Raw genomic sequence first — 18,465 nt, 5'->3', positions numbered from 1 at the left:
CTGATGGCAGGAGGGAGACTCGCATGCCTAAGAAAACCAATTGAAGGCAGAAAGCCATGAAAAACCATAAGATTATTTTTCGCACCTCAATGATCGCCGCCGCAATGGCACTCGCTTCTACTCAGGCTTATGCCGCCGAGCAGCCCTTGAGTGAACAGGTCGAGGCACTCAACCAGCGCATCGCCCAACTAGAGGCTCAGGCCGCACCATCACAGTTCAAGAATAGCGAAGTCAGCCTCTACGGCTCTATCCGTCCGACACTCAGCTACCTCGACGACAGTACAGATGAAACCTGGGATGTGAGAGACGCTCTCTCTCGGGTCGGCATCAAGGCCAGCACTGAGTTTGCCGACGGCTGGCGCGCCATCGCTCAGGGGGAATGGAGCGTCGATATCGCCAACTCAGGCAACTTCGGCAAGGCGAGACAGGCCTATGTTGCCATCGCATCCCCCTACGGCCAGCTGGGCATAGGTAAACAACGTCCGGCCCAATACAGCCTGATCGCCGAATACGTGGATATTTTCAACCACGGCAACAGCCCTTACGCCTACGACCATGAAAGTCCCTTCTTCGTCGACAACTTCGTCACCTACAAGCTGGTCACTGGCGGCTTCACCTGGATGGCCGGCGCCCAGTTTGACGGCGATAAGGGCGACACAGGCGCGGATCTGGTCAACATAGGCGTAGGTTACGATGTCGGAGCCCTGCATCTTGGCCTGGGTTATGTTACCCAAGACAGTTTGGAGAACGGCCAGGTAAACGGCGACAACCAGACTCTGGGCGGTGTGGTGGCCTATACCTTCGATAACGGCCTCTACCTGGCGGCGAGCTACCAGGACAAGCAATACAACTTCGATAATCAGGTGCAACATGGCGATCGCAGCGGCAGCACCTTAGATACCGCCCTGGCCTATCCACTGAGCAACGAGTACAAGATCAAGCTGGGCTACTTCCAGTTTAAAGACGGTATCGAGGATATCAGCTCTATGGACTATGACGGTTTCAACACCACGCTGGAATGGAACCCGCTGGCCAACGTGCGCGTACACCTGGAGTACCTGGATAAGAACTACGACAACCTAAACGACGATCGCGCCGTTACCGTCGGCTTCCGCTATGACTTCAACTTAAACTGGAAAGGCTAACCTCCCGACCAGGCTCCCTCCAGAAGAGGCCATCTCTGGCCTCTTCTATTCCACACCTCATGGAGTTAGTAATTGATGGGATTCAAGAAATCACTCGTGGCCTCCATGGTCACCCTAGTCGCCCTCTGCCTGTTGATCTCGAACTGGCTCTCCTACGTCCAGATTAAAGAGGCCACCATCGCCAGGGTTAACGACAAACTCACCGGCGTCACCCGTAACGAGTCGGCCAAGGTTGCCACCTGGTTTGGCGCCAAGGCCCAGGCAATGGATGAACTGGCCCGCCACTACCGTTTGGGGAGTTACCAGGACAACTATGTCAACACCGCGCGTCTCGCCACAGATCTCTCCGGGGTCGCCCGCATCTATTTCGGCTTCGATGACGGCAGCGCCTACTCCACCGAAACCGGCGACAAGTGGCTAAACGGCAAGGCGATCCCCGGCAAGTACGATCCCAGAACTCGCCCCTGGTATCAGCAGGGTAAGGCCACAACTCAGCTGGACGTCACCGACATCTACATAGACGACGGTACGGGCCACAAGGTGATCTCCATCCTGAAGAATCTGGGCGACGGCGTGGTCTTGGGTGACATAGAACTCACCTATCTTCATGATGTTGTCAGCGCCATAGATTATCCTGGGGCGGTCGCTCTCATCACAGATCAAACCGGCAAGGTATTGGCGTCAGAGTCCCCTACCCTGGTCAGTGGCAGCCGCTTCAGCGACTTCGGTCTGCCTCAGGTGCAGCAGAAGATCATCGGCAGCGACGAGGTGATGCAGGAATATCGCATCGACGGCGTCGATAAGCTGGGCTTCTCGAAAGCCATCCCCCTGGTTAATGGCAAGCAGTGGTTCCTCTTCATTGGCCTGGATAAGTCGAACGCCTATGCCGTGGTAGATAAGGCCCTTACCAGCGCCCTCGTTTCTTCCGCCGTCATGTTGCTGTGCGCCATCAGCATCTTGCTTGGGGTCCTGTACCTCCTCTATCGCCCTATCTTGTCGCTCAAGGCCATGGTTACCGAACTGTCTAAGGGCAACGGCGATCTCACCAAACGACTCGAGATACATAGCGAGGACGATCTGGGGCAGATCTCCATGGGGATCAATCAGTTTATAGCCAACCTGCAGGCCATGATGCGCGAGGTGCTACAGGCCTCGGCCCATATCTCTGGCAGTGTCGAGCGACTCAATGGAGAAACCGAGACCAATCGCCATATCTTGTCGGCTCACACCAAAGAGACAGAGCAGATCGTCGCCGCGGTGGAAGAGATGAGCGCCACCGCCAACGACGTCGCCCAAAATGGCAGCGAGACCGCCTCCTTTACCCAACTCACCAACGAACAGGCGCTGGCATCGAAGCAGGTAGTGGCTCAGGCCACAGAGACGGTTAACCGTCTGGTTAGGGAGGTGGAACACACCGCCGACAAGATAGGTCAGATCGATCGTGACACCATCAATATCACCCAGGTGCTCAAGGTGATTGGTGACATCGCCGACCAAACCAACCTACTGGCCCTCAACGCCGCCATCGAGGCCGCTCGAGCCGGCGAGCAGGGACGGGGATTTGCCGTGGTGGCCGACGAGGTGCGGGCCCTTGCCGCGCGCACCCAGGACAGCACGGCGGAAATTGAGGAGACACTAAGCAATCTCAGAGACGCCTCTAACAGCGCGATCCACTCGATGGAGGTCACCAAGCAGACTTGTCTGGAAACCGCCAGCACCACAGAGAGAGTCGCCACGGATCTCGACGCCATCGGCAGTTCGGTTAATCAGATCAACGATCTGAACACCCAGATCGCCACCGCCGCCGAAGAGCAAAGCTCTGTCTCGGCCGAGATCACCCGCAACATGAGCGCCATCTGCGACATGGCCAACGAACTGGCTCGCAGCGGCGAGTCGAGCCGCAACGAAACCGTTAACCTGGCCACCGCCAATCAGCAGCTGGAACAGATAGTGGGACAGTTCAAACTCGACTAAGTCTCAAGCATTAACCACTCACCGGGGCCTTCTGTCTGAAGGCCTCTTTCAACCTCTCCACTACTAAATGCAACGCAAGGGGCAACTGTTGCTGGTAGGCATGAATGGCAAACACGTCTCGCGACGGGCCGCTGTGTTCGGGTAGCACCCGCTGTAGCTTGCCCTGGGCAAGCTCAGTCTCGATAAAGATAGAGGGCACCAGGGCAATGCCGACACCTGCCATGGCGCTGTTGATGGCGCTGATGGAGGTGTTGACCTTGATCTCCTTAACCGCCTCGAAGGCCAGACCACTAGGGCCTTGCAATACCAGAGGCCGCTGCCAGGGCAAGACGATCAGGCTGTGGCCCTGCAGACTCTCCGCCGTGATGGCGGCGCTGCGGTTGATATAGCCAGGGGCGGCCACCAGGACGCTGTCGAGTCGGCCGATAGGAATCGCATGATAGCCGCTGTCTTTCTGTGGCCCGACGGAGATCGCCATGTCTAGGTTGTGCTGCAAGATATCCAGCCTCGCATCGTCATAGTGCATCTCAGGCAGCAGCTGCGGAAACTCGCGGCAGAGGTCGGCAATGATGGGAGTGAGCAGCGGCGCCTCGAAGGCCAGAGGCGCGGTAATCGCCATGCGCCCACCGGGCACCGCCTGCTGATCATGGGCCGCCTCCAGAGTTTCGGTCAGCAGGCGCCACAGCTGACGACTGCGCTGAGCCATCGCCTCCCCTTGAGTAGTGAGATGCAGCTGGCGGGTACTGCGGGTCAGCAGCTTGATGCCGAGATCTTGCTCCAGCTGACTCACATACTGGCTCACCGCCGACTTGGTATGACCGAGCGCCTCCGCCGCGGCGGTGAAGGAGCCCTGATTGACCACCTCATCGAAGACCAGCATCTGATATGCCAGCCGCTTTTGTTCGTTTTTTCTGAACATTCTTATCAACCGAGACCTAAATATCACAATAAAAAATAACAATAGACTGGCGCCTCAACAGTTTCAAGCGACTAGTCCTAACAACTAGTTCCAACGACTAATTCGAGTAGCTAATGAGGAGCCAACATGAGTCAATCTATCCGCCAAGCCGTCATGCAAGCCAGCCAAGCCTGGATTGCCGATTTCAACCGTCAGGCCTTTGCCGACTGCATCGCCCGCTATCTGCCAGAGGCGAAGATGCAGGTCTCCCCCTTCGGCCGTTTCGATGGCATTGAGGCGATCAGCCAGTTCTGGCTCGGCTTCGCCCAGCAAAATCCAGGGGAGCTGGTCTACCGCAATGTAGAGATCAAGGTGCTCAGCGACAGGCAGGCGATACTGTCGGCCAACTGGCGCATGAATATCGCCAGCGGTTTCATCAGCAAGGAGTTATGGACCCTGGCCGATGATGGCCACTGGTATCTGGAAGAGGATGATTTCAGCGTGCTGACCCAGCTGAGCGAGCCCCTGGCGCCACAGATGCGCAGCGCCCTGGTGCTGGTGGACCTGCAAAACGACTATTTTAAGGGTGGCCGCTTCGCGCTGGATAACTGCGAACAGGCGGCAGCCAACGCGGCCAAACTGCTACATCATTTTCGTGCCAATCAACTGCCGGTGATCCATGTGCAGCATATCTTCAAGGATCCCGAGGCGAGCTTCTTCAAGGCAGGCACCCAGGGCGTGGAGATCGCCGACATGGTCGCGCCCAAGGGCAATGAGCCCGTCATCATCAAACACCATGTGGACAGCTTCATCGACACTGCCCTCTCTCAGACATTGATCGAGATGGGCATAGACAAACTAGTGGTCGTCGGCGCCATGGCCCAGGCCTGTGTGCAGACTCTGTGTCGCAGCGCCGTCAAGGCAGGCTTCGAGTGCGAGGTGATAAGTGATGCCATTGCCGCCCCGAGTCTCTCTTGGGAGAGTCAGGATCTAAGCGGCGAGCAGCTGGTGGCGGCGAATCTCATCTCCCTGAGTTTTGGTGGCGCCAAGGCGGTCAGCCTAGATGACTGGCTGATCCAGGCGCGGCTGGCGGGCTAATGCAATTTAACAATCAATCTAGCTGACAATCGAAGCGTTAGTCGAACCAGGCCGAGCGCTTCTCGGCCGCCTGACGCTTCACGCTGTCATCGATATACATGCTGACCATGGCCAGCGCCGCGGCCAGGGCGCCGAGATCGTCGGAGAATCCCACCACGGGAGTGAGATCCGGTATGGCGTCCAGCGGCGTGATGAAATAAGCCAGGGCGCCGAAGATCACCGTCTTGGCCCACTTGGGCGTGTCCGGCCTTTGCGCCGCATAGTAGAGGCACAGGGCATTGTCGATCACCTCGCGCCCAGCCTGCTTGGCAAACTGCTTAACCTTGTGCCAAAAGCCCTCGTCGCTGTAGCCTTCGACTCCAGCCTCACCATTTTGGCCGCGATGTGAGTCACTCATTGGAAGCTCCTGTGCAATAAAAAAGGGAAGTGGTTAGATACTCCCCTTTTTTCATCGTTTTGACCAGCGATGCTTTAGCGTTGATGCTTAGGCGTAGTGCCCCAGGCGTTCTTCACCGGACGCTTGCCAGGCTTACCACTTGAGCCAGCCTTGCCTGCACTTGCTTTGCCCGCGCTTCCCTTACCAGAAGCGGCCTTGCCTGCCGCCTGTCCCTGAGACTTGCCCTTGCCTTGGCTCTTACCTTGAGCATTACCTTGGCCATTGCCCTTACGCTCATCGAACTGGTTAGCACTGAAACGGGTCACCGCCTTCTTACCCACAGGTGTGTTAGCTGTCTTGGCACGATAGCCCTGACGTTCCTGGCGGGTCTCCGCCGGCACCAGACAGTTCACCCCGCCGCCGATCAGATGTTCCTTACCCATCTTAATCAGGGCTTCGCGGATCATAGGCCAACCGGCCGGGTCGTGATAACGCAGCAGCGCCTTGTGCAGCTTACGCTGACGCCCGCCCTTTGGTACCTCGACAGTCTCACTGCTGTGCTTGACGTTTTTAAGCGAATTCAGCTCGGTATGATAAATCGTCGTGGCGTTCGCCATGGGTGATGGATAGAAGTTCTGTACCTGATCCAGCTTAAACTTCTCGCCCTTGAGCCAGAGCGCCAGATTCACCATATCCTCATCCGTGGTGCCCGGGTGGGCCGCGATGAAATAAGGGATCAGATACTGCTTCTTGCCCGCCTCGGCAGAGTACTTGTCGAACAGCTCCTTGAACTTATCATAGGTGCCCATGCCCGGCTTCATCATCTTGTTCAGCGGGCCCTCTTCGGTATGCTCTGGGGCGATCTTCAGGTAGCCACCCACATGGTGACTGGCCAGCTCCTTCACATAGCGCGGGTCTTCCGTGGCCAGGTCGTAACGCACGCCTGAGGCGATAAGCACCTTCTTGATACCCGGCACGTCGCGGGCCGCGCGGTAGAGATCGATTGTCGCCTGATGGTCGGTATCCAGGTGGCCGCAGATAGAGGGGAACACGCAGGAGAGTCGACGACAGGTACTCTCGGCCTTCACCGAGGTACAGCCCAGGCGATACATGTTGGCGGTCGGGCCGCCGAGATCTGAGATCACCCCGGTGAAACCTGGCACCTTGTCTTGAATGTCCTTGATCTCTTTGATGATCGAATCCTGCGAGCGGCTCTGGATGATGCGGCCCTCATGCTCGGTAATAGAGCAGAAGGAACAACCGCCGAAGCAGCCACGCATGATGTTGATCGAGGTCTTGATCATGTCATAGGCAGGGATCTTCTCCTTGCCATAAACGGGATGCGGCACACGCTTGTAGGCCAGGTCGAACACACCGTCCATCTCGTCGGTATTCAGCGGCCAGGCCGGTGGATTGACCCAGATGGCACGCTCGCCGTGGGGCTGGAACAGGGCGCGGGCACAGCCCGGGTTCTGCTCCTGGTGCAAAATGCGCGAGGCGTGGGCATAGAGATACTTGTCGCCGGCGACCTTCTCATAGCTTGGCAGCAAGACATAGGTCTTCTCCCAAGGCTTAGGTCGTGGCGGCTGCACCGAAATAGGCTTAGGCGCGTCGTTATCGAACACCTTGACGTCGCTTGGGCCGGAGAGATTCTGACAGCCCACGTCGTCGGCGCCATAAGGGTTAGGAATAGGGTCTATCTTGTGCAGCTGATCCAGCTTACGCGAGTCCATCCCCTTCCAGCCATACAGGGGCTCTTTACGGATCACTGTGGTGCCGCGCACATCATGGATGTCACCGATGCTCTCACCGGCGGCGAGACGATGGGACAGCTCCACCAGCGGGCGCTCGGCATTACCGTAAACCAAGATATCGGCCTTGGCGTCTAAGATCACCGAGCGGCGCACCTTATCTGACCAATAATCATAGTGGGCGATGCGGCGCAGGCTGGCCTCGATGCCGCCGATCACCACGGGCACCTGCTTGTAGGCTTCTTTACAGCGCTGGGTATAGACGGTCACGGCGCGATCCGGACGCTTGCCACCCACGTTACCGGCCGTGTAGGCATCGTCATGACGCAGACGGCGCTCGGCGGTGTAACGGTTGATCATCGAATCCATGTTACCCGCGGTCACACCGAAGTAGAGGTTGGGCTTACCCAACTTCATGAAATCCTCTTTGCTCGACCAATCTGGCTGAGAGATGATGCCGACCCTGAAGCCCTGAGCCTCCAGCATACGGCCGATCACCGCCATCCCGAAGCTGGGATGATCTACATAGGCGTCACCCGTGACTATGATGATGTCACAGCTATCCCAGCCCAGCTTGGCCATCTCCTTGCGCGACATAGGCAAGAAGGGCGCCGGCTTTTCATTGCGGCCCAGATACTTGGGATAGGTAAAGAGTGTGGATTCGACCTGCATGTATGATACTGCCTAACTTTCAAACCAAAGAGTAAGTGTAGTCGCCAAGCGGCGACCACTAAAAGGAGGCGGAGTATAACAGCGAAACCTGCTTAAGTGTGAACAAAAAAGCAGCAATAATGGCGATTTTCTATGCCAATATGAAATAAAACAGATTCACCACCGCCAGGGCCAGTATCACCAGCCAGCTGAGCAGCACGCCCCAGAAACGGCCGAAGTGATAGCCGCCACGTCCCTGGGTCAGACCTATGGCGTGTAAGATGCGCGCCACCAGCCAAACGGTGCCTGCCGCATGCAGATAGACGGGTGCCAAGCCGTTAAGCTCGGCGAGTAGCAACAATAGCAGCGCCATCGGGGCGTTCTCGATAAGGTTGGCATGTACCCGGTTGGCGAGGCGTAGCTCTTCGCTGCCACCTGAGCCCAGGCCTATCTTGAGTCCGCGCCTGAGGCGCACCACGCGATAGGTAAAAAACACCGCCATGATGGCCGTGAGAGCAATATAAAATCCCGAAACGCTTACCGACATATCTCTATCCTTAATGACACCAATTTAATTCACGCCAGGCTGCACCCCTGGCAAATAACAGCCTTTAGCTCTATTAGCTGAAAGCTTGGACAGGCCAGCGAAAAGTGCCTTGAAATCCTGCCCTTGGCTAACTTAACCCGAATTTAAAAAAATTCCCAAGCCATTAACCTTTTTGGTACAAGATAGGTTAAGATGCGCTCGCTTGAGCACCACCCCCAGATTTCACCATCATGGACTGTACAATTGGATAACGCAGAGTTTCTTGAAAAACGCAGATTTATCATAAAATTAGGTAAAGCCCTGCACAAGTTTGGTACCCCTGCCTACCGTCTAGAGGCCCATCTGCAATCGATCTCTAAAGTCTTAGGTATCGAGGGTTACTTTCTGATCTCGCCAACCTCCATGACCTTTGTGTTGCAACACGATACGGATCAGGAATACAACCATATGGCGCGCGTTAAGCCTGGCGAGCTGGATCTAGGCTCCCTGGCCCGTACCGACGAGTTGGTGGAAGAGGTTCTGTCTGGCAAGCGCACCCTGACCGAGGCACTAGAGCGACTCGAAGAGATCGCCAACAAGCCTAATCCCTATGGTCCGCTATTGACACTGCTGGCCTTCGGCACCTCTGCCGGTGCTTTTGCCATGTTGATGGGCACCAGCTGGAACGACGTCTTCTGGTCGGCGCTGCTCGGCTTCATGGTCTATGGCTTGGTTTACCGCGCCGAACATTCCAAGCGCATGGCCGAGACCCTTGAGCCCTTGGCCGCCATCTTGTGCGCCATCGCCGCCTGCGGCATCGCCTACTTCGACCCTTATATCAATATCCCCGTGGTGATCCTCTCGGGCATCATAGTCTTTATCCCCGGGTTGGCACTGACACTGGGACTGGCCGAGCTGGCGGCGCGGGATCTGATCTCGGGCACGGCGCGTATCATGGACGCCTCCATGTTACTGTTTAAGCTCTATTTCGGCGCCATTTTCGGCATGGTGATAGGCAACGCCATCTTTGGTGAGGCAATCTATTTCGAGCCAGAACCTCTGCCGCGCTGGGCCATCTGGTCTGCCGTGCCGCTGCTCTCCGCCGCGCTGGTGATCATCTTTAAGGCTAGGCTGAAAGACTCTCCCTGGGGGATATTCGCCGGTATCGTCGCCTTCTTCTCCGCCATGCTGGCCGGGATCTATCTGGGGGAATCTATCGGTATCTTCTTCGGCGCCCTGGCGGTGGGGATCTACTCTAACCTCTATGCCCGCTGGATGAAGTCGCCCGCCTCCATCGCCCTGCTACAGGGGATAGTGATCTTGGTGCCCGGCAGTAAGACCTATATCGGCCTCAACACTCTTATCCTCGGTGAGACCATGCTCAACCAGTCCCACATAGGCACGCAGATCTTCCTGATCTTCATGTCGCTCATCGCCGGACTCATCTTTGCCAACGTCGCCGTACCGCCGCGTCGTACCCTCTAATTGACCAGCCAAGTCCTGATGCGGCCTAGACGCCTGCATCAGGATTTGCGCAAGTAAAATCATCAGCTTATTTTATCTTCGCCGCTTGACTATTTAGCGTTGCGGGTGTGTTATTAAATTGTGTCTAACTTATAACCCCCTGAGTTCTCCTTAACGATAAAAGCAAAGATAAGGATGATCGCTATGCTGACTGGTGCGCGCTACTCTCTGCTGTTTGGCTGCCTATTGGCGAGCGGCCTGTGCGCGGCCGAGCCGCAGCAAGCAAGCGCATCAGATAAAGCGGTAGCCGCAGATGCATCGACTCAGCAGCTCAACTCGAACGGCAGCCCCGCCGACGAGGCGCAGCTCAATCAGAAGAAGTCGATCAACAAGATAGTGGTGGTCAGCAACGCCATCTTCGACGAATCGGATCCCGACGCCTTCTTTATCCATCGTTGGGCCAACTACCTGCATATCAACACGCGGGAGTCGACCATACTCAACAAACTCAGCTTCAACGATAAGGATAAGGTGTCGCAGAAGGATCTCGATGAGGCCCAGCGCATCCTGCGTTATGAGCCCTACATTCGCGATGCGAGGATCAACTTTGCCCAGCGCGATCCAGATGCCGGTGCAGAGGAGACAGGCGAAGGCGAGACCATATTGGTGGAAACCTGGGACAACTGGTCGCTGCTACCCACCTTCAGCGCTGGTCACAGCGGCGGCGAGAGCAAGTTTTCCGTCGGCATCAAAGAGGATAACCTGCTGGGGCTAGGGGTACGTACCCGCCTGAAATATAAGTCGACCGCAGATCGCACCGGCTACCAGCTGGCCTTTCGCGTGCCCACCGACTGGCTGGTGAAGCACTCGACCCTCACCGCCAACTTTTACGACAACAGCGACGGTCAGGCCACCATCTTAGACTTCACTAAGCCCTTCTATCGTCTGGATACCAAAGACATGTATTCGGGCCACTTTATCGATGATCTGCGCACCGACACCATCAGGCAGAACGGCTTCGACGTGAACGAGTTTGAACATAAGGTAGAGTACGCCAACGCCCAATATGGCTGGCGTCTGAACAAGGTGGACGACTGGCGCTCGCGCATCATAGTCGGGGTAACCCAGGACAAGCATAGCTTCGCCAATATCCCGCAGTTCCCCACCAGCGAGCTACCCCAGGACAGGGACTTCCTCTACCCCTGGGTCGCCTATCAGTTTATCGAAGACGACTATAAGGTGCTCAACAACGTCTATCTGATCAACTATAACGAAGACTTCAACCTGGGCTGGCAACACTATGTCAAACTCGGCCTGGAAACCCAGGACACGGCCGGCAGCCCCCCCCTGGGCTATCACGTCAACTGGTACTCCTCCCGTGGCTATAAGGGCGACGATCAGCTGATCTTGCTCAGAATGGATGGCGAAGGGGTATTCGCCACCAGCCAGCCCGACTACTTCAAGGTCAACGCCACCGCCGAGTACTTCTATCAGATCAATCCCAAGTGGACCGCCTACTCCAAGGTGCGCCTAAGCACCTCGAAAAACAACTACTTGGACGCCCCCTTCGCCATGGGTGACAACACAGGCGTGCGCGGCTACCCCAACGACTACCAGCATGGTGACAACCAATGGTTACTGAGCGCCGAGATTAGAAACTACCCCAACATCAACCTATATCAACTGGCCGAACTCGGCTGGGCGGTCTTTACCGATGTCGGCCAGGCCAGCGGCGGCCCGGATCAAGACAATGAAACCTCGGGCCCCATCGGCAGCGTCGGCATAGGTGCCCGCATCTACTCCTCCCGCTCCAGCTATGGCAACGTAGCCCACATAGATCTCACCCTCCCCTTTACCAGCGGCGCCGAGGTGAACAGCTGGGAATGGCGCTTCCAGGTAAAGACCCATTTTTAGCCCCAGCGCAGATCCCTGCCCAGCGACTAAACTGATAGATGTCGTGGCCATAAAGGTAGAACGCGCATCATGATCTCGCCAAAACTCAGAATATTGTTATTGATCATGCTTTTGCAGCTGCCGCTTTCGTCATGGGCCGTGGCAAGCGATCTCAATATCGTCTATCACGACTTCGCTCCCTTTAGCTATGAGGACAATCGAGGCCGGGCCCAGGGTATCTTGGTGGAACTGACCCAGGCGGTCTGCCTGCAGTGGCCTGGACGTTGCAACATCTCGATTCGTCCCTACCGCAGGGCGATGCACATGTTTTCCAGCGGCGAGGCTAAGGGGATCTTTCTCGGCTGGAACCGGGAGCGGGCCGAGTCCATGTGGTTCTCCCTGCCGCTGGTGCAGACGGAATACGGCTTCTACACCTTAAATGACTTTCCGATCACCGACCTGAGTCAGCTGGCAGGTAAGGTGATTGGCGTCTATGGCCCCTCCAACACCTACACCTCGCTCATGCGCCAACAAGAGAAACTTAAACGCCTGTCGCTGCCGCCCCTGCTCACCGACATCTATCCCCAGGGCGATGCCTTGCCGGTTCGCATGCTGCAGAAACGCAGGTTCGACGCCTACTATGTCAACAAGGATGTGGGCCGTTTCTACGCCGGACAGGTTGGCTTGAGCCAGCTGCATTATCTCAGCGCCGAAAGGGCAATTCTGTACTGTGTCGCCTTCAACAAGGCCTTCACCGACAGCGAGACGGTGCGCCAGTTTAACCACCTGTTTCTCAGGCTGTTACAGGAAGGACGCCTGGATAAGATCTACCAGAAATATCAGATGCAGCCGATCCGCTTGCCACAAACAGATTTTACACCCAAGAGCATGCCTTATTAATATTGTGAGAGAGCGGCTACGGGAAATGGGCCGTAAAAAAGAAAAGGCCCGTCTGTCATAAACAAACGGGCCTTACTAATGTGTTGAGTTGGCCGATAAGCCGGGTCCTGTCGTGGACAGTTATTCATCTAGGCCTGCAATCGCTCACAGGCTCAAGCGACCTACCCGGTTCCAACGCGAGCCACGCATTAATTCCTAAGAATAGTGGAACCCTATTTGGTCTTGCTTCGGGTAGAGTTTACCTTGCTACGGACTGTTACCAGCCGCACGGTGCGCTCTTACCGCACCCTTTCACCCTTACCAATCCGAAGATTGGCGGTCTTCTCTCTGCTGCACTTGTCGTCGGTTCACACCGCCCAGGCGTTACCTGGTACCCTGCTCTATGAAGCCCGGACTTTCCTCCCCGCTCTATTGAGCGCGGCAACTGTCTGGCCAACTCGGCGCGGATTATAGCCTAATGCGACGCGGCGCACCACCATATATTGGCGTAGTGCCTTTCGACTAGAGATCCAGCTCTAGGCCCAGCTTATAGAGGGCGTTCTTCTTCAGCCCATGGATCTGCGCCGCCAGCGCCGATGCCTTCTTCAGCGGCAATTCCTGACTCAGTAGCTTAAGCGTCTCCAGCGCCTGGGCAGGCACGCCGGCATCTTCATCTGTGCGGTGGCCGTGGCACATGAGCACGATTTCACCCTTCTGCTGGTTGGGATCCTCACTCACTTTTTCCAGCACTTCGGCGGCAGGGCCAGAGAGGAAGGTCTCGAAGGTCTTGGTGATTTCACGGGCCATCACCACCTGACGATCGCCGCCAAGCGCCGCCACGATAGAGGTTAGGCTGTGAACGATGCGATGTGGCGACTCGTAGAAGATCAGGGTACGAGGATCTTCTTTCAGCTCGGTCAGCTTATCGAGACGTCCCTTCTCCTTGGCAGGCAGAAAGCCCTCGAACGAGAAGCGATCCGACGGCAGCCCAGAGGCGCTCAGCGCCGTGATGGCCGCACAGGGGCCCGGCAGGGGCACCACCTTGAAACCGGCTTCACGCACCTGTGACACCAGATGATAGCCTGGGTCGGAGATCAGCGGCGTACCGGCATCGGAGATCAGCGCCACAGACTCACCATTGGCCAGCTTCTGGATGATCCCCTGAGCCCGGTCGCGTTCGTTGTGATCATGCAGCGCCGTCTTGCGGGTCTCTATGCCGAAATGGCTCAGCAATTTACCGCTATGGCGGGTGTCCTCACAGGCGATAAGGGAGACCTGATTCAATACCTCCAGGGCGCGGCTGCTGATGTCTCCAAGGTTACCGATTGGAGTAGGAACTATGTAAAGTGCGACCGACAGGTCCATATCTACCTCTGTAATGATTGTCACAAGACTTTCGTCAGGCGTAAGAGAAGGTTAAACTACAGCCAGCATCTTACCAGAGTGAAGTCCTGTGTTAAAAAGACTGAATACAACTAAATTAATCTCCGCCGCTGTGTTGGTCACAGTATTATTCGGTTGTGCCACGGCGCCAACCCCAGTGAAAGAAACCAGCACCCAAGTTTCTTTGGTGAATGCCACCCAAAGCCCTGCAGAGTACCTGGCGGATGCCAAGCAGGCTACCGATGCCGAGCAGAAGAATCGTCTGATGCTGCTCGCCGCCCACGCCTTTATCAATCAAGGCGACACGGGCAATGCCAGCAAGACGCTAGCGGCCGTAAAACCTAGCCTGGTCAACAAACCAGAGATCCTGGCCGAGCACAGATACCTGAGCGCCAGAGTGCTGGAGCAGACGGCCAACTATGATCAGGCCCTGGCTCAACTCAATTATCCCAGCAAGTGGCGACTCGCCAACTGGCAGATGGTCTCCTACCATCAACTCAAGGCGCGTCTGTTTCAGCTGAGCAAATCGCCAATCGAGCAAGCAAAAGAACTCACCCTGCTTGCGACTTATCTGCCGAGCACCGAGGCGAGTGAAGTCAACGACGAGATCTGGGGCATATTGCAGCCCCTGCACGAGCAGACACTGCTGGCATTCAGTCAGGATAGCAGCAACCCCATCTTTGCCGGCTGGTTGCAGCTGGCCTATATCGCCAAGCATTATGCCATAGACCCTCAGCAATTGGTGCAGCAACTGGGTAACTGGCAGCAGGACAACCCAGGCCATCCGGGCGCCAAGAAGCTGCCGACGGATCTCGAGCGCGCGCTGAATACCAAGCCTTACAAGCCGAAGAAGATTGCCGTCTTGCTGCCGCTCACCGGCCCGAGAGCCGCCATCGCCGACACGGTCAAGCAGGGGATCATCTCCAGCTACCTGACCAATCCGGACGACTCGGTATCGGTTAACTTCTTCGACACGGCCCAAGGCGCCGAGCTTGCGCAGCAGCAGGCGATTGCCGCCGGAGCCGATTTCATCATAGGCCCACTGCTACAGTCTGAGGTGGAGAGTCTGATGCAGGCGGAGGCGAAAGCCAGCCAGCAGGCCAATGGACAAATACAGCCTGGCTCTCAGGCTCAGGCTCAGGCTCAAGTACAGCCTAAGGTGCCCCAGCTGTTCCTCAACCATGTGGACAGCTTCACGCCATCGAACGACCAGTTCTTCTTCGCGCTCTCACCCACCGACGAGGCGGTAGATGCCGCGCAGAAGCTCTATAACGACGGCATAGAGAAGCCGCTGCTACTCGCCAGCGACGACGCCGTAGGCCGCCGCATGGCCGAGGCCTTTAACGGTAAGTGGCAGGAGCTCACCCATGAAGAAGCCGAGATCCACTACTACAAGCGCGGCGACGAGATGAAGGTCACTGTGCAGAAGTCTCTAGGGGTGATCGACAGTAAGGAGCGTATCGCCCGCATCAAGACGCTGCTGGGCAATAAGATCGAGGCCGACTTTAGATCCCGCCGCGATATCGACGCCATCTATATGATCGCCAGCAGCCAAGATCTGCCGCTGCTCAAACCCTTTATCGACGTGAATTTCAGCGTGTTTGCCGAGCCTGTGCCGCTATACACCACCAGCCGCAGCCGTATCGAGAGCCAATCACGCACCGCCGCCCAGGAGCTGAATAACCTGACCATCAGCGATATTCCCTGGTTGATCGAGACTAACGCCGAAACCGCCGAGGTCGCCCGTCTCTGGCCGACCTGGGGTAACAGCCAGAAACGTCTGTATGTGATGGGATTCGATGCCCTGCAACTGGTGAGTAAGCTGGCGCAGATGCGCGCTTTGCCCGGCTACCAGTACTCGGGTCGCAGCGGCCTGCTTTCCGTGTCGCCCGATGGTACGATTAACCGTCAGCTCAGCTGGGGACGTTACCAGCGAGGCAATTTGAGACCCCTATGACGAATGCCGAGCACCTCACCAAGGGTCAGCAGGCGGAAGATCGCGCGCTGGCCTATCTGGAACAACAGGGGCTCAAACTGGTCGAACGAAACGTACGCTACCCATTTGGCGAAATTGACCTCATAATGCGCCAAGGTCACAAATGGATTTTTATTGAGGTAAAATACCGCCAATCGAAACAGTTTGGCGGTGCGATACAGGCAGTTAGCCGAGGCAAGATAGCAAGGCTTAATCGAGCGGCAAGCCATTATATGCAGCTCAATCAGATAGATGCGCAGTGTCGCTTCGATCTTCTGGCCATAGATGGCGATGACATTCAGTGGATCACCAACGCCTTTTAGTGCTCCACTCAGCCACCACTATGCAAGTGAAGGCTTGTTAAACAGTTTTATTTTTGAAGGATAATTCCATGTTAGAACGTATTAAAGACAGTTTTACCCACTCTATCCAGACCAAGATCGATGCGGCTGAGGCACTCCCTGAGTCTATTGAGAAAGCGGCCGAGATGATGGTGCAGTGTCTGCTTGGCGGCAACAAGATCTTAGCCTGTGGTAACGGTGGCAGCGCCGGCGATGCCCAGCATTTCTCTGCTGAGCTGCTGAACCGCTACGAGATCGAGCGTCCGCCACTACCGGCCATCGCCCTGACAACCGACACCTCGACCATCACCGCGATTGGTAACGACTACAGCTATGACGAGATCTTCTCTAAGCAGATCCTGGCACTGGGTCAACCTGGCGACATCTTGCTGGCCATCTCGACCAGTGGTAACTCGGGTAACGTGATCAAGGCGATGGAAGCGGCGCTGAGCCGTGACATGACAATCGTGGCCCTCACGGGTAAGGATGGCGGCGCCATGGCCGGCCTGATGGGCACAAACGACGTAGAGGTGCGCGTGCCTTCAAACGTCACCGCGCGTATTCAAGAAGTACATCTGTTAGTGATCCACTGCCTGTGCGACAACATCGACCGCACCCTCTTCCCCCAGGATGACCAGGCATGAGAGCTCTGCTCCCAATCCTAGCCGTACTCTTGCTGTTACAAGGCTGCGCCGGGGCCGTGATGGTCGGCGCAGTGGGTGGGGCCATGATGGCCAACGATGAACGCAGCTTCTCGACCCAGCTGGACGACACCAACGCCGACTTTCAGATCGCCAGTGCCCTGGCGGCACACGAAGATATTAAGAACCAAACCAATATCACAGGTGTGGCGATGAACGGCAACGTGCTGATGATAGGCCAGGCACCCAGCTCAATGCTGCGTGACAAGGCGATCAACACAGTGCAAAAACTTAACCTGGGCGGCAAGATCCATAATCAGATCCGCATAGGTAACCCGACCTCCTTTACCACCCGCAGCAACGACACCTGGATCACCACCAAGGTGAAGACGCGTATGCTCAACGACAAAGATCTGGATGTCACCCGCATCAAGGTGATCACCGAAAATGGCGAGGTCTTCCTCCTGGGTGTCGTGAGTCGCGATCAGGCCGATCTGGCGGTGGATATCGCCCGTAACACGGCCGGTGTACGCAAGGTCATCAAGGTCTTCGATACGCCAAACAGCTAGCACGCCGGGCGCTTGCTGCGCCTAGGCGAGCCTGGCTTTCCTCACCTTACGCCATCTTCGCGTCAGCACTGGCAAGAGTATGGTCGGCAACACGATCAGGGCGGCGCCCAGCCAGCCTAAAGGATCCAGCCACTCGTCGAACCAGAGCCAGCCAAACAGCACACAGAACAGCAAGCCGCTGTATTCGGCAACGGCGATCTCGCCCGCCTGGGCCTTACGATAGGCCAGCACGCTAAAGAGCTGGTAGGCGAGCAGGAAAATGTTGCTCAGCACTGCGATACCCAATACCGGCCAACTAAAGCCCGCGAATCCCTGCCAGGCGGCGAATCCTATCACTAAGGGCAGGCTCAATAGGTTGTAGCAGATCACCGTGACGCTCGCCGCCTCGCTGCTGGGCAGCCATCTCAGCATCAGCTGATTAGCCGCAAAGACGATGGCCGACACTAATACCGCCAGCGCCGCCAGGTTCATCTCGCTTGGCCTGAGTATGATGAGAATGCCGATGAAACCGAGCACTGTCGCTAAGATCTGCTGACCACTGAGTCGCTCCTTGAGGAACAGCATGCCCATGACGATGATCATCAAGGGCGCTGAATAGAACAGCGAGCTAACTGTCGCCAGGGGCAAGGAGATCAAGCCGAGGATCAGCAAGAGTCCACCGACCGCGCCGCTATTGGCCCGAATCATGTGGAGCTTCAAGAAAGCGGTTCTCGGCCTGCCAGCGTACAACCAGAGCGGCAACATCATCACAATCGCCGTCACCTGACGTAGCAGCAGAAACATGGTGGCATCGCTCTGCGCTGGCAGCCACTTGATCGATACATCATAGAGGGCGCTAAACACATTCCCCAGCAGCAAGAGGCTGAGGCCTAACATCAGATTGCGCTGCATCACAACCTCC

General features: G+C 56.6%; 16 protein-coding genes and 1 other RNA gene. 10 read left to right on the top strand and 7 right to left on the bottom strand.

What is annotated here, in order from left to right:
* Positions 1–56: 56 nt before the first annotated feature.
* Both K0H80_RS01250 and K0H80_RS01245 read left to right on the top strand, forming a co-directional pair.
* Positions 57–1,145 (top strand): porin, encoded by a 1,089-nt coding sequence (locus K0H80_RS01250; RefSeq protein ID WP_220072816.1) that lies wholly within the window; start codon positions 57–59, stop codon positions 1,143–1,145.
* Positions 1,146–1,220: 75 nt separating this feature from the next.
* Positions 1,221–3,119 (top strand): methyl-accepting chemotaxis protein, encoded by a 1,899-nt coding sequence (locus K0H80_RS01245; protein ID WP_220072815.1) that lies wholly within the window; start codon positions 1,221–1,223, stop codon positions 3,117–3,119.
* Between the two features lie 10 nt (positions 3,120–3,129).
* Here the strand turns inward: K0H80_RS01245 and K0H80_RS01240 are convergent, their stop codons facing one another.
* The gene (locus tag K0H80_RS01240; RefSeq protein WP_258406148.1) at positions 3,130–4,038 is read right to left on the bottom strand and encodes a LysR family transcriptional regulator; all 909 of its coding nucleotides are present in this window, start codon (positions 4,036–4,038) and stop codon (positions 3,130–3,132) included.
* Positions 4,039–4,164: 126 nt separating this feature from the next.
* On the opposite strand from K0H80_RS01240, the gene K0H80_RS01235 reads away from it, so the two are divergent.
* The gene (locus tag K0H80_RS01235; protein ID WP_220072813.1) at positions 4,165–5,115 is read left to right on the top strand and encodes a cysteine hydrolase family protein; all 951 of its coding nucleotides are present in this window, start codon (positions 4,165–4,167) and stop codon (positions 5,113–5,115) included.
* Between the two features lie 37 nt (positions 5,116–5,152).
* Here K0H80_RS01235 and K0H80_RS01230 read toward each other — a convergent pair whose 3' ends face one another.
* The 3 genes from K0H80_RS01230 to K0H80_RS01220 all read right to left on the bottom strand — a co-directional run bounded on the left by K0H80_RS01230 (position 5,153) and on the right by K0H80_RS01220 (position 8,440).
* On the bottom strand, positions 5,153–5,512 hold the full coding sequence (locus K0H80_RS01230) for a YkvA family protein (protein WP_220072812.1): 360 nt from the start codon (positions 5,510–5,512) through the stop codon (positions 5,153–5,155).
* A gap of 74 nt (positions 5,513–5,586) precedes the next feature.
* The gene (locus K0H80_RS01225) at positions 5,587–7,914 is read right to left on the bottom strand and encodes a YgiQ family radical SAM protein (protein WP_220072811.1); all 2,328 of its coding nucleotides are present in this window, start codon (positions 7,912–7,914) and stop codon (positions 5,587–5,589) included.
* 130 nt (positions 7,915–8,044) lie between these two features.
* On the bottom strand, positions 8,045–8,440 hold the full coding sequence (locus K0H80_RS01220) for an MAPEG family protein (RefSeq protein ID WP_011864039.1): 396 nt from the start codon (positions 8,438–8,440) through the stop codon (positions 8,045–8,047).
* A gap of 243 nt (positions 8,441–8,683) precedes the next feature.
* Here K0H80_RS01220 and K0H80_RS01215 point away from each other — a divergent pair, with 243 nt between their 5' ends.
* The 3 genes from K0H80_RS01215 to K0H80_RS01205 all read left to right on the top strand — a co-directional run bounded on the left by K0H80_RS01215 (position 8,684) and on the right by K0H80_RS01205 (position 12,676).
* On the top strand, positions 8,684–9,904 hold the full coding sequence (locus K0H80_RS01215) for a threonine/serine exporter family protein (protein WP_041406264.1): 1,221 nt from the start codon (positions 8,684–8,686) through the stop codon (positions 9,902–9,904).
* A 183-nt stretch (positions 9,905–10,087) separates the two neighbouring features.
* Positions 10,088–11,797 (top strand): ShlB/FhaC/HecB family hemolysin secretion/activation protein, encoded by a 1,710-nt coding sequence (locus K0H80_RS01210; protein ID WP_220072810.1) that lies wholly within the window; start codon positions 10,088–10,090, stop codon positions 11,795–11,797.
* Positions 11,798–11,866: 69 nt separating this feature from the next.
* On the top strand, positions 11,867–12,676 hold the full coding sequence (locus K0H80_RS01205; RefSeq protein ID WP_220072809.1) for a substrate-binding periplasmic protein: 810 nt from the start codon (positions 11,867–11,869) through the stop codon (positions 12,674–12,676).
* An 80-nt stretch (positions 12,677–12,756) separates the two neighbouring features.
* On the opposite strand, the gene rnpB is transcribed toward K0H80_RS01205, so the two are convergent.
* An RNA gene (gene rnpB / locus K0H80_RS01200) (RNase P RNA component class A) lies at positions 12,757–13,116 on the bottom strand.
* Between the two features lie 61 nt (positions 13,117–13,177).
* Positions 13,178–14,020, bottom strand: coding sequence for a 16S rRNA (cytidine(1402)-2'-O)-methyltransferase (rsmI, locus tag K0H80_RS01195; protein ID WP_220073892.1), 843 nt, complete (start codon positions 14,018–14,020; stop codon positions 13,178–13,180).
* 88 nt (positions 14,021–14,108) lie between these two features.
* Here rsmI and K0H80_RS01190 point away from each other — a divergent pair, with 88 nt between their 5' ends.
* From K0H80_RS01190 to dolP, 4 genes are all read left to right on the top strand, one after another.
* Positions 14,109–15,995, top strand: coding sequence for a penicillin-binding protein activator (locus K0H80_RS01190; RefSeq protein WP_220072808.1), 1,887 nt, complete (start codon positions 14,109–14,111; stop codon positions 15,993–15,995).
* On the top strand, positions 15,992–16,336 hold the full coding sequence (locus tag K0H80_RS01185; protein ID WP_220072807.1) for a YraN family protein: 345 nt from the start codon (positions 15,992–15,994) through the stop codon (positions 16,334–16,336). The genes K0H80_RS01190 and K0H80_RS01185 overlap by 4 nt, the downstream gene beginning before the upstream one ends.
* A 68-nt stretch (positions 16,337–16,404) precedes the next feature.
* Positions 16,405–16,998, top strand: coding sequence for a phosphoheptose isomerase (locus K0H80_RS01180; RefSeq protein WP_011864032.1), 594 nt, complete (start codon positions 16,405–16,407; stop codon positions 16,996–16,998).
* On the top strand, positions 16,995–17,564 hold the full coding sequence (gene dolP / locus K0H80_RS01175; RefSeq protein WP_011864031.1) for a division/outer membrane stress-associated lipid-binding lipoprotein: 570 nt from the start codon (positions 16,995–16,997) through the stop codon (positions 17,562–17,564). Before K0H80_RS01180 ends, dolP begins: the two co-directional genes overlap by 4 nt.
* Positions 17,565–17,585: 21 nt before the next feature.
* On the opposite strand, the gene K0H80_RS01170 is transcribed toward dolP, so the two are convergent.
* Positions 17,586–18,455, bottom strand: coding sequence for a DMT family transporter (locus tag K0H80_RS01170; RefSeq protein WP_220072806.1), 870 nt, complete (start codon positions 18,453–18,455; stop codon positions 17,586–17,588).
* Between the last annotated feature and the right edge of the window lie 10 nt (positions 18,456–18,465).

The organism is Shewanella aegiceratis (assembly GCF_019457495.1).
In the GTDB taxonomy this organism is placed as follows: Bacteria; Pseudomonadota; Gammaproteobacteria; order Enterobacterales; family Shewanellaceae; genus Shewanella; species Shewanella loihica.
Note: the sequence above shows the minus strand (reverse complement) of the source record. Positions and strands in the feature narration are given on the sequence as shown.

Bases quoted from the DNA above. Each gene is read 5' to 3' on its own strand.
- K0H80_RS01230 (WP_220072812.1), bottom strand. From the start codon at position 5,512: ATGAGTGACTCACATCGCGGCCAAAATGGTGAGGCTGGAGTCGAAGGC.
- K0H80_RS01235 (WP_220072813.1), top strand. From the start codon at position 4,165: ATGAGTCAATCTATCCGCCAAGCCGTCATGCAAGCCAGCCAAGCCTGG.
- K0H80_RS01220 (WP_011864039.1), bottom strand. From the start codon at position 8,440: ATGTCGGTAAGCGTTTCGGGATTTTATATTGCTCTCACGGCCATCATG.
- K0H80_RS01205 (WP_220072809.1), top strand. From the start codon at position 11,867: ATGATCTCGCCAAAACTCAGAATATTGTTATTGATCATGCTTTTGCAG.
- K0H80_RS01170 (WP_220072806.1), bottom strand. From the start codon at position 18,455: ATGCAGCGCAATCTGATGTTAGGCCTCAGCCTCTTGCTGCTGGGGAAT.
- dolP (WP_011864031.1), top strand. From the start codon at position 16,995: ATGAGAGCTCTGCTCCCAATCCTAGCCGTACTCTTGCTGTTACAAGGC.
- rsmI (WP_220073892.1), bottom strand. From the start codon at position 14,020: ATGGACCTGTCGGTCGCACTTTACATAGTTCCTACTCCAATCGGTAAC.
- K0H80_RS01210 (WP_220072810.1), top strand. From the start codon at position 10,088: ATGCTGACTGGTGCGCGCTACTCTCTGCTGTTTGGCTGCCTATTGGCG.
- K0H80_RS01180 (WP_011864032.1), top strand. From the start codon at position 16,405: ATGTTAGAACGTATTAAAGACAGTTTTACCCACTCTATCCAGACCAAG.
- K0H80_RS01225 (WP_220072811.1), bottom strand. From the start codon at position 7,914: ATGCAGGTCGAATCCACACTCTTTACCTATCCCAAGTATCTGGGCCGC.
- K0H80_RS01250 (WP_220072816.1), top strand. From the start codon at position 57: ATGAAAAACCATAAGATTATTTTTCGCACCTCAATGATCGCCGCCGCA.
- K0H80_RS01245 (WP_220072815.1), top strand. From the start codon at position 1,221: ATGGGATTCAAGAAATCACTCGTGGCCTCCATGGTCACCCTAGTCGCC.
- K0H80_RS01185 (WP_220072807.1), top strand. From the start codon at position 15,992: ATGACGAATGCCGAGCACCTCACCAAGGGTCAGCAGGCGGAAGATCGC.
- K0H80_RS01240 (WP_258406148.1), bottom strand. From the start codon at position 4,038: ATGTTCAGAAAAAACGAACAAAAGCGGCTGGCATATCAGATGCTGGTC.